General features: G+C 45.3%; 10 protein-coding genes. 7 read left to right on the top strand and 3 right to left on the bottom strand.

Translation table 11 applies throughout. The annotated features are described in order from the left end of the window. Positions 1 to 6 precede the first annotated feature (6 nt). The 6 genes from rhaT to B0I21_RS16580 all read left to right on the top strand — a co-directional run bounded on the left by rhaT (position 7) and on the right by B0I21_RS16580 (position 9,298). Positions 7 to 1,080 carry an L-rhamnose/proton symporter RhaT gene (gene rhaT / locus B0I21_RS16605; protein WP_133641606.1) on the top strand — a complete coding sequence of 358 codons (1,074 nt, stop codon included), beginning with the start codon at positions 7 to 9 and terminating at the stop codon, positions 1,078 to 1,080. Between the two features lie 21 nt (positions 1,081 to 1,101). Next, positions 1,102 to 3,210: a bifunctional aldolase/short-chain dehydrogenase gene (locus B0I21_RS16600; protein ID WP_133641605.1), complete on the top strand. Its 2,109-nt coding sequence runs from the start codon at positions 1,102 to 1,104 to the stop codon at positions 3,208 to 3,210. A 322-nt stretch (positions 3,211 to 3,532) separates the two neighbouring features. After that, positions 3,533 to 4,807 (top strand): TIM barrel protein, encoded by a 1,275-nt coding sequence (locus B0I21_RS16595; RefSeq protein WP_133641604.1) that lies wholly within the window; start codon positions 3,533 to 3,535, stop codon positions 4,805 to 4,807. Between the two features lie 9 nt (positions 4,808 to 4,816). Beyond that, positions 4,817 to 6,172 (top strand): FGGY-family carbohydrate kinase, encoded by a 1,356-nt coding sequence (locus tag B0I21_RS16590; protein WP_133641603.1) that lies wholly within the window; start codon positions 4,817 to 4,819, stop codon positions 6,170 to 6,172. Between the two features lie 279 nt (positions 6,173 to 6,451). After that, positions 6,452 to 7,858 carry a 3-keto-disaccharide hydrolase gene (locus B0I21_RS16585; RefSeq protein ID WP_394346365.1) on the top strand — a complete coding sequence of 469 codons (1,407 nt, stop codon included), beginning with the start codon at positions 6,452 to 6,454 and terminating at the stop codon, positions 7,856 to 7,858. A gap of 24 nt (positions 7,859 to 7,882) precedes the next feature. Beyond that, positions 7,883 to 9,298, top strand: coding sequence for a Gfo/Idh/MocA family oxidoreductase (locus B0I21_RS16580; RefSeq protein ID WP_133641601.1), 1,416 nt, complete (start codon positions 7,883 to 7,885; stop codon positions 9,296 to 9,298). 1,284 nt (positions 9,299 to 10,582) lie between these two features. Here the strand turns inward: B0I21_RS16580 and B0I21_RS16575 are convergent. After that, positions 10,583 to 11,227, bottom strand: coding sequence for an HAD family hydrolase (locus B0I21_RS16575; RefSeq protein ID WP_133641600.1), 645 nt, complete (start codon positions 11,225 to 11,227; stop codon positions 10,583 to 10,585). 816 nt (positions 11,228 to 12,043) lie between these two features. On the opposite strand from B0I21_RS16575, the gene B0I21_RS16570 reads away from it, so the two are divergent. Then, positions 12,044 to 12,742, top strand: coding sequence for a Crp/Fnr family transcriptional regulator (locus tag B0I21_RS16570; RefSeq protein ID WP_133641599.1), 699 nt, complete (start codon positions 12,044 to 12,046; stop codon positions 12,740 to 12,742). 67 nt (positions 12,743 to 12,809) lie between these two features. Here the strand turns inward: B0I21_RS16570 and B0I21_RS16565 are convergent, their stop codons facing one another. Both B0I21_RS16565 and B0I21_RS16560 read right to left on the bottom strand, forming a co-directional pair. Next, positions 12,810 to 13,211, bottom strand: coding sequence for a hypothetical protein (locus B0I21_RS16565; RefSeq protein WP_243836191.1), 402 nt, complete (start codon positions 13,209 to 13,211; stop codon positions 12,810 to 12,812). Between the two features lie 29 nt (positions 13,212 to 13,240). After that, entirely contained in the window at positions 13,241 to 14,047 is an 807-nt protein-coding gene (locus B0I21_RS16560; RefSeq protein ID WP_133641598.1) for a formate/nitrite transporter family protein, read from the bottom strand. Between the last annotated feature and the right edge of the window lie 21 nt (positions 14,048 to 14,068).

Genomic DNA, 14,068 nt, shown 5'->3' with positions numbered 1-14,068 from the left:
TAATTTATGAATGCATTAGCAGGAGTTATCTTTCACTTCATTGGAGGATTTGCGTCGGGAAGCTTTTACGTTCCTTACAAAAAGGTGAAAGGATGGTCTTGGGAGGCCATGTGGATCTTGGGTGGACTCTTCTCGTGGATTATTGTGCCGCCCATTGCTGCGTGGATTACTATTCCTAATTTTCCTGATATTATCCGGGAAGCCGGAGCCTCTACTCTAGGCTATACCTTTTTATTCGGTTTGCTTTGGGGAATTGGCGGTCTTACCTACGGTTTAGGTGTTCGCTATCTCGGGGTTTCCCTAGGCAGTAGTGTGATCCTAGGCTTAAGCATGGTATTTGGTTCATTAATGCCTGCTATCTATTACTTTTTCAATCAAGCGCCAGGCAAGCAGGGCATCGATTATTTCTTCACAACAAATGCCGGGTTATGTGTTATGTTCGGTTTGCTGGTGTGCGTAGTAGGAATCTACCTATGCGGACGGGCTGGTATGCTGAAAGAGCGAAGCCTTTCCAGCTTGTCGGCAGAAACAAAATCAGACTTTAACTTCGGCATCGGGATCGGCGTTGCAATTGTATCTGGCGTATTGAGTGCCTGTTTCAACTTTGGGATCGAGGCCGGAAAGCCTATGGCCGATGTCGCCAATGAACTTTGGAAAGTGACAAACCCCGGCCAGGGAGAGTTTCTCTACCAAAATAACGTGACGTATATCATCATCCTCTGGGGGGGCTTTACGACCAATGTGTTGTGGTGCCTATACCTCTTGACTAAAAATAAAACCTTCTCCGATTATGGAAAGGCCTCCGCACCATTTGGGAAGAACCTTTTACTGTGCGCGCTGGGCGGTACAACCTGGTATTTACAGTTCTTCTTCTACGGGATGGGAGAAAGCCGTTTGGGCAATGGCGCAAGTTCCTGGATCTTGCACATGGCCTTTATTATTTTGATCTCCAATGCATGGGGCGTCATTTTAAAAGAATGGAAGGGCGTGAATAAGTCGACTTATACCGCAATTATCGCAGGTATCTTGACCATTATCCTTTCCATTTGTATTGTTGGATTTGCAAAAACATTAGAATAGTAAACATAAAAAATTTGAGTCGTGAAAGAATATAAACACGTAAACTACCTGTGGGATGACGCGAAAGCAAAATCTCTTGAAGGTGATGAAGTTGCTTTATTGTTGTATCGTTCCAATTTATTGGGATCAGACCTTAGAATTACCAACTATGGCGGTGGTAATACGTCCTGCAAGATGATCGATAAAGATCCGTTGACGGGCGAAGAAGTGGAAGTGATGTGGATCAAAGGCTCAGGTGGTGATATCGGGACACTTAAAAAATCAGGGTTAGCAGCCCTGTATGTGGAACGTCTGCGTAATCTTGAGAAAGTATACCGTGGCATCGATCACGAAGATGAAATGGTGGAATTGTTTAACCATTGCATCTTTGACTTAGCATCAAAAGCACCGTCTATCGATACGCCGCTTCACGGTTTTTTGCCTTTCAAACATATCGATCACTTACATCCAGACGCAGCAATTGCGATCGCTGCAGCTAAAGATGGAAAGAAAATAACACAAGAGCTTTTTAACGGCCAAATAGGTTGGGTAGAGTGGCAAAAGCCAGGCTTTGACCTAGGCTTGCAGCTGCGCGACTGCCTTGCTGAAAACCCGGGCATCCGCGGTATTATGTTAGGCTCACACGGCTTGTTTACCTGGGGGGATACAGCCTATGAAAGCTACGTCAATTCCTTAGACGTCATCGAAGCTTGCGCAACCTATTTAGAAGAAAATTACGGAAAAACAAGACCTGTATTTGGCGGTCAGAAAGTAGAAAGCATTGCTGCCGAAGATCGCAAGGAGCAAGCCGCGAAATTGGCACCTATCCTGCGCGGTTTCTGTTCCAGTGAACGTCCAATGATCGGTCACTTCACCGATGATGAAAAGGTCTTGGAATATATCAATTCGAATGATCTAGAGCGTTTAGCACCATTGGGTACAAGCTGCCCTGATCACTTCCTGCGTACCAAAATTCAGCCGTTGGTTTTACATTTGGATAAACATGCTGACCTCAGCGACGTGGAAGCCGTTAAAGCACAATTGGCACCCCTGTTTGATGACTACAGAGCCATGTATACCGAATACTACGAGACCTGTAAACACGAAAACAGCCCCGCAATCCGCGACCGCAATCCAGTGATCATCCTGTATCCAGGTGTCGGCATGTTTGCCTTTGCCAAAGACAAGCAAACGACACGTGTGGCCGCTGAGTTTTATATCAATGCTATCAACGTCATGAAAGGATCCGAAGCAGTAAGTGAGTATACCTCCTTACCGCGTCAAGAAGCGTTCAATATCGAATACTGGCTACTGGAAGAGGCAAAGCTGCAGCGTATGCCGAAACCTAAGCCTTTGTCGGGCAAGATAGCCTTGGTAACAGGTAGTGCAGGTGGTATTGGTAAAGCAATTGCAAAGAAATTTGCCAGTGAAGGGGCAGTGGTTGTGTTAAACGACATGAATGCAGAGCGTCTTGCAGGTGCCGAAGAAGAATTTATCGGTTTATTTGGTAAAGACGCCGTAACCACGGCAGAATTGGATGTCACCAACCAAGAACAAATTGAAGCAGCATTGAAGAAAGCAGCATTAGCATTCGGCGGTGTCGACATCATCGTTAATAATGCAGGTTTATCCATCTCTAAAACGATCGAAGATCATACCCAAAAAGATTGGGATTTGCTATACAATGTGCTCGTGAAAGGACAGTTCTTGGTAACACAGGCGGCTACCCACGTGTTGAAAGCACAGGCAATAGGAGGCGATGTAGTAAACATAGTCAGCAAAAATGCATTAGTTAGTGGTCCTAACAATGCCGGATATGGAAGTGCGAAAGCTGCGCAGCTGCATTTAAGTCGCTTAAACGCGGCAGAGCTAGGTGCTGCCGGAGTACGTGTAAATGTCGTCAATCCCGATGCGGTAATTTCCGACAGTAATATCTGGGCCGGTGGATGGGCGGAAGGACGCGCGAAGGCCTATGGCGTCAGCGTAGAAGAATTACCAGCCTACTATGCAAAACGTACGTTACTCAATCAGATCATTTTACCTGATGATATTGCAAACGCATGTTTCACGTTTGTGGGTGGTCATTTAAGTAAGTCGACAGGCAACGTGCTTAATGTGGACGGCGGCGTAGCCATGGCATTTGTACGATAAGGATTAGTTAAAGATAAGGATATCTGAAAAGTAGATGGCCACGTCATACTTCCTCGCCATGACGCATTTTTGTCTTGCGAGACGGAGGAACACGGCGATCAGGAAGGGAAGCCAATCTTGTGTTTGAGAAAATGCAGATGGCCACGTCATACTTCCTCGCCATGACGCATTTTTGTCTTGCGAGACGGAGGAACACGGCGATCAGGAAGGGAAGCCAATCTTGTGTTTGAGAAAATGCAGATGGCCACGTCATACTTCCTCGCCATGACGCATTTTGAATTTTGACTTATCACTTTTGACTTTTAAATTTTTACTTTTTAAAATGAAAATAGATAAAAAAAGTATAGAACAACATAACGAGCAGTTGAAAGCAAAGCATGAACGTGCCTTCGCTTACCTCGCTGAAGATATAACGAACGTTGAAGAGGTTATTGCAAAACTGGAGAAATTCCAGATTGCTATTCCCAGCTGGGCCTTGGGTACCGGAGGTACGCGTTTTGGCCGCTTTTCCGGCAAAGGCGAGCCTGGAACCTTGGAGCAAAAGATTGAAGATGTAGGCCTATTGCATGCATTAAATCAATCCAGTGGAGCGATATCCCTGCATATACCGTGGGATATTCCCGAAGATGCGGAAAAAATCAAAGCATTAGCCGCCTCATTCGGCTTAGCGTTTGATGCCGTAAATTCCAACACCTTTCAGGATCAACCCGATCAGGAATACAGCTACAAATTCGGCTCTTTGCAGCATGTAGACCCTAATGTACGCAAGCAGGCTGTGCAGCATAATATCGACGTCATTAACCACGGTGTCGCGTTGGGATCGAAAGCATTGACCGTATGGTTGGCTGATGGCTCCTCATTCCCAGGTCAGTTGAACTTCCGCGAAGCCTTTCAAAATACATTAGAAAGTTTAAAAGCGATCTATGCGCATCTTCCTGAAGATTGGAAGCTATTTGTGGAATACAAAGCATTTGAACCGAATTTCTACTCGACTACCATTGCGGACTGGGGACAGTCCTTGCTATTGGCTAATAAATTGGGCGACAAGGCCTACACGCTTGTCGACTTGGGGCACCATCTGCCAAACGCTAATATCGAACAAATTGTTTCCCTATTGCTGATGGAAGGTAAGCTCGCCGGTTTCCATTTCAACGATAGTAAATATGCAGATGATGATTTGACTGCAGGCAGCGTAAAGCCTTACCAACTGTTTCTGATCTTCAATGAATTGGTTGAAGGGATGGACGCAAGAGGCATTGATCACGCCACCGGACTTGGCTGGATGATCGACGCATCACACAATTTGAAAGACCCGTTAGTAGACTTGCTACAGTCCGTGGATGCCATAAAGCTAGCTTACGCGCAAGCGTTGTTGGTGGATCGGGAGGCATTGAAAGCAGCACAACAGCGAAATGATGTGGTGGCGGCGCAAGAGATTTTGCAAAACGCCTACCGCACGGATGTACGCCCTATTGTGGCCGAGGCTCGCCTGCGTCAAGGAGCGGCACTTAATCCTGTTGCCTTGTTTAACGAACTGAACGTTAGAAATAAACTAGTAGCAGAGCGTGGTAACCAATCGGTAGCAACCGGTTTATAGTACATATTTATGGGTAAAACACGCATACCGGTTGTCGCTATTTTTGATGTAGGAAAAACAAACAAGAAACTTTTCCTGTTTGATGAACGCTATCAGATCGTCTTCGAGCGATCGGCTAGATTTCTGGAAACTGAAGACGAGGATGGTGATGCCTGTGAAAATTTGGAAAGTCTGCGGCTATCGGTTTTTGACTCGCTGCACGAGGTGTTTCGGCGTGATGAATTTGATATTAAAGCTATAAATTTTACGTCTTACGGAGCAAGTTTTGTCTATCTAAATGAGAGCGGTCGTCCATTGACACCGCTCTATAACTACCTCAAAGAATACCCGAAAGATTTGGAAAAAGCCTTGCATGCACTGTACGGTGGCGTGGGGGAATTTTCGCTGCAAACCGCATCACCAGCATTGGGCAGCCTTAATTCAGGATTGCAGGTTTATCGAGTTCAGCAGGAAAAGCCTGAAATTTTTGAGCAGGTGAAGTTTGCCTTGCATCTACCGCAATACCTCAGCTTTCTGGTGTCTGGGCAAATGTACTCTGATATGACAAGCATAGGCTGCCACACCGCATTATGGGACTTTTCAAAAAAAGCCTACCATCAATGGGTCTCCGATACCGGTATCGAAGACAAACTGGCTCCCATTGTTCAGGGCGATGAAGTTTTCTCGGCTGCCTTTCCGGGAAGTACCTACAAAGTAGGCGTAGGCCTGCACGATAGCTCATCCGCCTTAATACCCTATCTGCTGAATTTTCATGAACCTTTCGTGCTTATTTCCACAGGAACATGGTGCATTTCCTTAAATCCATTTAATGAGGAGGCGCTCACGGAAGAACAATTGGAGAAAGACTGCCTGTTTTACATGACCTATGCGGGCACACCGGTAAAAGCATCTCGCCTGTTCGCAGGCTATGAGCATGAATCACAAACAAAACGCATCGCCGAGCACTTTCAAGTAACAACAGCCAAGTTTAAAAATATCGAAATCAATTGGTCGCTGGTTGAAAAGCTCACGACCGAGAAAAATACACCGACAGCCTTAGACGCCTTTCGCAATGGAGATCTAAGCGAATTTACCGATTATGTGGAGGCGTACCATGCCCTCATCGTTTACCTCGTGGCTGCGCAAGTTGCCTCGACACAGCTTACCCTATCCAATACCAAGATAAAACGCATCTTTGTCGATGGCGGATTCAGTAAAAACAACATCTTTATGAACCTGTTGGCAAAGGCATTTACAGATATCGAAATTTATGCCGCATCGATGGCACAGGCTACTGCAATTGGCGCTGCGCTGGTCATTCACAAGGAATGGAATAGCCAGCCCATCCCGACGAATATCATCGAATTGCGCTACTATAGAGCCTAGCGTTCGTCGGCTAGTAGAACATGAAAAGCGTGGAGTCCCTTGGGCTACACGCTTTTTTTATGCATCGGTGTAGCCATAAAGCACTCATAATGCCCCTAAAACGTTTTCGTAGATAACCATCTTTTTACTCGGGATGCTAGTAAATAATTAATATACTTGTATCCATAGCCAAGGCGACATGATAAACCATTGCCTTGTTATCCGCTACGTAAAGAGGGCGGCGGCGCGATAAGCCGAGAAGCTAACGATAATTTATAAACACTTACATACTAAATATTCATGATCATGAACTACGTTAATTCGTTCAAAAGATTACTGCCCGCCTGTGGGTTATTGTTCTTGTTTTGCTTACCCGCAACAAGTCATGCACAGCAAGCAGCATCCAAAAAAGGTTGGAAAGACCTGTTTGATGGCAAAAGTTTGCAGGGCTGGAAATCAGTGGGGGGCAAAGCTCCATACACCATTGAAAATGGGAGTATTGTAGGCACGATGACAAAAGGGACACCCAATTCGTTCTTGATAACGGAAAAAGAATATGGCGATTTTATTCTAGAACTCGATATTAAGCTGGAGGGTGACGAAACAAACTCCGGGGTGCAAACCCGTAGCCACATTGATGCCGCAGCAAATAACGGTCGTGGCCGTGTTTACGGTAGGCAGGTGGAGATTGATCCGTCAGCACGTGCCTGGACAGGTGGCATATATGACGAAGCCCGCAGAAACTGGTTGTATCCGCTGGATTTAAACGAAAAAGCAAAGACAGCTTACAAAAAAGATCAGTTTAATCATGTCCGTATTGAAGCAATAGGCGATGAATTGCGCACTTGGATTAACGGCGTGCCTGTCGCTTACGTTGTCGATACTATCGATGCAACAGGCTTTATCGGCTTGCAAGTGCACAGCGTGCCTGATGCGCAAGATGGTAAAAAGGTGTATTTCAAGAATATACGTATTCAAACGGAAAACCTTAAACCCACCGCTTTCCCGAAAGATATCTACGTTGTCAATCTTAAACCCAATGCCTTGAGCAATGCCGAGAAAAATGCTGGCTACAAGCTATTGTTTGATGGAAGCAGTTCGAACGGATGGCGAAGTGTGCGCGGCGACGCTTTTCCAAGCAAGGGTTGGGAAATCAAAAATGGAGAAATCAAAGTATTACGGTCTGACGGTGGCGAATCTACAAATGGGGGAGATATTATTACCAATGATCAATACGCCGTATTTGATTTATCGTTCGAGTTTAAACTGACGCCCGGCGCAAATAGTGGTGTAAAGTATTTCGTGACATTGAAGGAAAAGACCTCAGGTTCAGCTATCGGATTGGAGTACCAAGTGCTTGATGATGAAAAACATCCTGATGCCAAACTCGGAAGAGATGGCAACCGTACACTAGCCTCGCTGTATGACCTCATGACGTCGAACAGAGATGGACGCGCCCGCCGCCCGATAGGCGAATGGAACCGTGGCCGTGTATTGGTAACTGCCGATAATATGGTGACACATTATTTAAATGGCGTAAAAATGCTTAGCTATAAACGAGGCTCCAAAGAGTTCAAAGATATTGTCGCGATCAGTAAGTACAAAGATTGGGAAAATTTCGGAGAAGCCAAGGCAGGCCACATTTTGCTGCAAGATCATGGCGACAACGTGTCTTTCCGAAGCATAAAGGTGAGAAAAATCAAATAGCGAACCCCTAAATAAGCAAAACCTATGAATCATTATCTATCACGTCGTAGCTTTATAAGCCGCACCGCTATGGCAGGGGGCGCCGTATTATTATCAAACAGCATCCTTGGTCAAGTCAAGATGGCCAGTCCGAATGAACGCGTTAACCTTGCGGGCATAGGGATTGGTAATCGTGGAGGCGAAGTCATCAAAGAATTGTATAAAACGGGTCTATGTAATATCGTCGCTCTGTGCGACGTGGACATGGGCGCCAAGCATACCCAAGAGCTGATCGCCATGTTTCCCGATGTGCCTCGTTACCAGGATTTTCGAAAGATGTTTGACGAGATGGGCAATAAAATAGATGCTGTTACCGTCGGAACACCAGATTTTGCACACTTCGCTATCACGATGATGGCTATCGATCTCGGAAAGCACGTGTATGTGGAGAAACCAATGGCGAAGACCTTTTGGGAAGTAGAACTCATGATGCAAAAAGCCAAGAAGTTTCCGAAGGTGGTCACGCAGATGGGTAATCAAGGGCACTCCGAAGCAAATTACTTCCAGTTTAAAGCATGGAAAGATGCCGGCATCATCAAAGATGTAACGCGTATTGATGCACATATGAATATGCCGCGACGCTGGCATGGCTGGGACACTAAAATCAGTAATTTCCCTGCAGCAGAGAAAATTCCAGAAACGTTGGATTGGGAACTGTGGCAAATGCAGACTTTGGGACACAACTACAACAAAGATTTCATCAATGGGCAGTGGCGTTGTTGGTTCGATTTTGGCATGGGCGCTCTCGGTGATTGGGGAGCACATATCTTGGATACCGCCCATCAATTCTTGAATTTAGGATTGCCGACTGCAGTAGAAGCCGTTTCACTTGAAGGACACAATTCCTTTTTCTTCCCGATGTCATCTACGCTTAAATTTAGCTTTGCAGCACGTAAAAAAATGCCCGCTTTGGATATTAATTGGTACGATGGCTTAGACAATCTACCGCCTATCCCAGAAGGATATGGGGTATCCGGGCTAGATCCTAATATTCCGCCGCCAAGTACGGGGAAAATAGAGCCAGCGAAGCTAAACCCGGGAAAAATTATCTATGGGAAGGACCTAACTTTCAAGGGTGGCTCACATGCCAGCACCTTGCAAATCATTCCAGAAGCGAAGGCGAAAGATTTAGCGAATAAGCTTCCGGTCGTGCCAGATTCTCCGTCCAACCACTTTGCCAATTTCTTAAAAGCCTGTAAAGGACAAGAAGAAACGCGATCGCCGTTTGCAATTGCAGGGCCGCTAAGCCAAGTATTCTGCCTAGGTGTTTTAGCACAGCGACTGAATGGTAAGCTTCAGTTTGATCCACAGAAAAAGGAAATTGTGAATGATAAGTTCGCACAGGCGCTATTGGTAGGGCCTCCGCCTCGAAAAGGATGGGAACAGTATTACGTTGTCTAAAGGGTAATGTGTAGTAAGTATTGCGTAGTGCGAATTGAGATATGAGTAGATCGTGTTTAGTACATAGATTTTAGTACTTAGTAGGTAGAGTAAGTGTCATCGCGAGGAGGAGGAACGAGGACGAAGCAATTTCCGGTATTGCGTATTGCGAATTGCGAATTGAGATATGAGTAGATAGTATTTAGTACATAGATTTTAGTACTTAGAGCACTCATCACCGCGAGAAGTAGAACCGACGGCGAAGCGATCTTTCGGTAGTGCGTAGTGCGTATTGCGAATTGAGATATGAGTAGATAGTATTTAGTACATAGATTTTAGTACTTAGAGCACTCATCACCGCGAGAAAGAGGAACGACGACGAAGCGATCTTTCGGTAGTGCGTAGTGCGTAATGCGAATTGAGATATGAGTAGATAGTATTTATTACATAGATTTTAGTACTTAGAGCACTCATCACCGCGAGAAAGAGGAACGACGACGAAGCGATCTTTCGTACAGCGAAGTGGCAGGATGTAAAATATATTTCGGTATGCCTAGCTAATATGTAAACGTTCGATGTGCTTGGATGGTGATAAGAAATTGCACCCTCGAACCATTTTAAACCGTGTAGGAATGACCCAACGGGGTCAAATGTTTATAGCCAGAAAAACTGTTACGATTTTCGACCCCGGAGCGGGTCGCACTAGACAAACGATCAATAGATATGCGACCCACTACGGGGTCGGTTAAATCCTCAATTACTTGCTATATATATGTGACCTTTGCGAGGTCAATTGTTATGTGTTCATGTATACTGTACCAGCGAACTACAATTATTCTGCGCACTTACTCCCCCTCCTTTAAACCTCTCCGCCGCTTGCTGCGGCAGGACATCACTTTTGGGGACAAAAATGACTAAAATCCTTTGTCTCCTTCAGGTGCTCTGTTTCGAAAACGAATGGTAGTGCGTAGCGCGGATTGAGATAGTAACTCTATCGGAAGCGTACTCGTCATCGCGAGAAGGAGGAACGAGGACGAAGCGATCTTTCAGACAACGAAGGAGGGCAAAGCAATCTTACAACGCAGCGACAACTGTCTTTATGGAATAGCTATAAAAAAATAAAAGGTTTTCAAACGGGGAGAATGAAAACCTTTAGCTAACCAATTATAAACCTAAATTATGATAGTACAAATATAAGACTTTTTCCACTATCGACAAAATCATACGTGGAAATTGTAGTACTTAATTGACAGGAATTTGACTAAACTGCGAAGGTTGTCTGTTTCGATTAAATTAATGTCTGATTTAGATAACACGAAGCAGACTTTCGGGTTCATGGATGATATACCTAGCGCCGCTTTTGCGTAATTCATCTTCTGTTCGGAATCCCCAGGTAACGCCAACGGCCGTTACACCGGCTTTTGAGGCCGTGATCATGTCTACAGATGAATCACCCAAATAGTAGCACTGATCTTTAGCAATGCCCAATGTTTCTAACGTATCGAAAACAATGTCTGGATCCGGTTTCGCGGGTCGATCCGCACGGTGGCCTAAGACCAGATCGAAGGCAACATCAGGAAAATAGAAATTCACGAGTGCAACGGTAGCCTCATGATATTTGTTGGAAGCGACACTGAGTAAGTACCCCTTTTCTTTTAATTGTTTTAAAAGCGGCGTAATCCCCGGATAGGGTTGGGTATGGTCTTGTGCGTGTATACTATAATAATCGATAAAGTCTTGCTTGACCTTGTCAACTGTTTCCGCATCGCGGGCACTTGGCGGGAGCGCCCGCTCCACCAACGTGCGAACGCCATTTCCAACGAAATATTTATAAGCGAGTTCGGCATGCGTTGGAAAGCCGTTTGCCCGCAAGACATGGTTACAACAGTTTGCCAAATCTTGTAAGGTGTCAACCAAGGTGCCGTCTAAATCAAAAATGATCAATTTCATAGCTGTAAAATTTATTCTTTAATTGTCATCAATTGTCATCCGCCAGCTGACAGATCGTTCTTTTATTCATCAGTATCTGCGTTTTCCAAACATGGATACGTCATATCGAAATAACTAACGCAAGATCTTGCTACCCTCTATTTGTTTTAATAGCCTTTGAAATATCTAGCATATTTTGGTACGTGTTGGTGTTCGGCATTGCTGAGGATTTCTTCTGTTAGAAACCGCTGTTTCTTCGTGCGTTGCGCTCGAAGCTCAAGCTGTCATTGTACTCTTTCGATCGCGGACCTGCCAAGGCTTGCAAAGCTAAGAAAAAGGATGGCGAAGAAAGCAAAGCTCTCCCGAAATTTATTTGTTTAAACAGGTAGTTCTTTTTGTGTACGAAAATGTCGAATATTCAGTAAATGACGGAGTTGAGTTTGCTATTTAAAGAATAAATACTATCTTTATAGAGTTTGTCGAAGTTCGTTGTTTTTTGAGCAAAAATCCGACAAAAGCGGGACGTAAAATAGCCCAAAATAGCGTAATAAAGTTTGCGAATGTATCGCGGAATCTGACCCCTAAACCTTTGTGCGCGCAATTTTTTATTTAGGAAAGTAGAGGTTGTGTTAGTCAACCTGATTTTCATATATGTTGTTTAGTTATCAAAAATGAATGCCCTAGGTTCTCGGACGCCCGTCGGAGAACTTAAGGGCATGCTTTTTTGTACCTGCTTGTTCTAAGCCACCCCAACCGTCACTTTTTGTCATACGCCACTGAAATTATGCTGAATAGTTTTACCTTTGGGGGTAGTTTGCGGTGAAGCAAAAGAAATCCATGAAGTTAACAAAATCAAAAAGCTGCGATTATTCCTGTTTTATGTGCCGACACGTCGAGCAAGAATGGCGTAACCAAATCGATAATAATAAGCAGGTTATCAAGCTGAAGCGTGGCGAACGGTTCATCGAGGAGGGCGGCGCGGTGCGCGGTGTTTATTTCGTGCAATCAGGACTTGTTAAGGTGCACAGACGCTGGGGAGATAAAGAAATGATCGTGAGGTTTGCCAAAAATGGCGCTATCGTTGGTCATCGTGGCGTAGGCGCCACGCAAGATGACTATCCGATATCCGCAACGGCACTAGAGCCCACGGTGCTTTGCTTTGTAGATATTGCCTTCTTTATGTCAACGCTACGGTTCAACACAAATTTTACCTACCAGCTGCTGTTGTTTTTCGCAGATGAATTGCAGGTTTCCGAGCAGAAAATGTCCAACATGTTGCGGCTGCCCGTTAAAAATCGATTAGCTTGGAGCCTTGTGCTGCTCTACAAGATGTTTAGTACGGGTGATGGCGATGGATACTTGGGTATAACGTTGAGCAAAACGGATTTGGCGGCCTATTTGGGAACGACCTACGAAAGCATCTATCGCGTGTTGGTTGAGTTTACGGAGACAGGCTTGTTGCGCCTGGAGGGTAAAAAGATATTTCTCGCCAATATGCCAGCTTTGAACGTGCTGGCCTTGCAAAAGAACCCATAAAAAACGAGGCGGGTAAAGCTTGCCCGTAACTTTACCCCCAAGCCCCGTACTTCCCTAGTATCTCCCGTTAAAATTTATAGCCTATTCCCAGCCCGACTTTCCACTTGCCATCCGTTGTAGCCGTCTTGGCCGTATAAAAGGCGGGCATCTGAAGGGCAAAGTGACCAATGCAGGCCGTCATGCCAAAACCAAGTGTAGGTGTTATTACCGAATTTTTTGGTTTTCCTTCCTCGACTTTATCTTCTTTAATTTTTAGGGTGGGTAGTAGCCCGAGTAAAATGCTTGCGCCGGGGCGGCTGTATTTGACCGCAGGACCTGTACAATTAATGTAGGCCCCTTTGTCAACATAGCCGGCTACCACCGTACCCTCAAACAGGCTACCTTTGATCGTTCCCTGCTGCGCGAAAAGTGTGTTGTTTTTCAGGCCGAAACACAAAAAAAGTGTCAGGGCTTTGATTAAGTTATGCATAACGTTCGTTGTCTGTGGTGTTATCTTAATTATACGGCTGTATGTGTTTCTTTGCTATTGTGCGTGTAGTAGATGGCCATGCCGGTAAAAAGCAGACCGCCTACTATGTTACCGGCTGTAACGATTAGCTGGTTGTAAAGCCACCAGTCAGAGAAGCTTACTTTCGCGCCAAACATCATGCCTGCAGGGATCACAAACATATTAACCACCGCATGCTCATAGCCCAACGCAAAAAAAATAAAGATGGGAATGCCGGCTGCCAAGATTTTGCCCAGCGTAGATTTGGATGTCATCGACATCACGACCCCCATACACACCATCCAATTGCATAATATCGCTTTTACAAATGCTGCAAATAAGCCGGGTGCACCATGCAGCCCGTAGCCTAGCGTTTTTTTCTCGCTTATCGTGACCAGCGCTTGCTCAATGGCGCCCAATTGGGTAATTTGTCCTGTCTCGGTACTCGCTGCCCAAAAGAGCGTGGCGAAAAGTACGCTGCCGATCAGGTTTCCGATAAAAGCCCAGAAAAGATTGTTTAACATGGCACGTAAGCTGATTTTTCCTTCCAGCCAAGCAAGCGGAACTAACGAGAAGCTACCTGTGACCAGTTCGAGTCCTAAGATCACGATGATGACAAAGCCAACGGGAAATACAAACGCTCCAACCAGGCTGAGTCCTGTTTGCGTGGTCGCCATGAGAGCCAGTGTAACGGATATCGCCAGTAGTGCACCGGATAGCGCGCCTCGGATAAGTAAGTCTTTAATCTGCAACGACGATTTGTGAATTGCGGTGCTCATCATGGCGCCGGCAACTTCTTTTGGGCTGATGTAATCCATAGTTTTGAAGATGATAAAGGA

Source organism: Sphingobacterium paludis, assembly GCF_004364125.1.
Lineage (GTDB): Bacteria > Bacteroidota > Bacteroidia > Sphingobacteriales > Sphingobacteriaceae > Sphingobacterium > Sphingobacterium paludis.
Note: the sequence above shows the minus strand (reverse complement) of the source record. Positions and strands in the feature narration are given on the sequence as shown.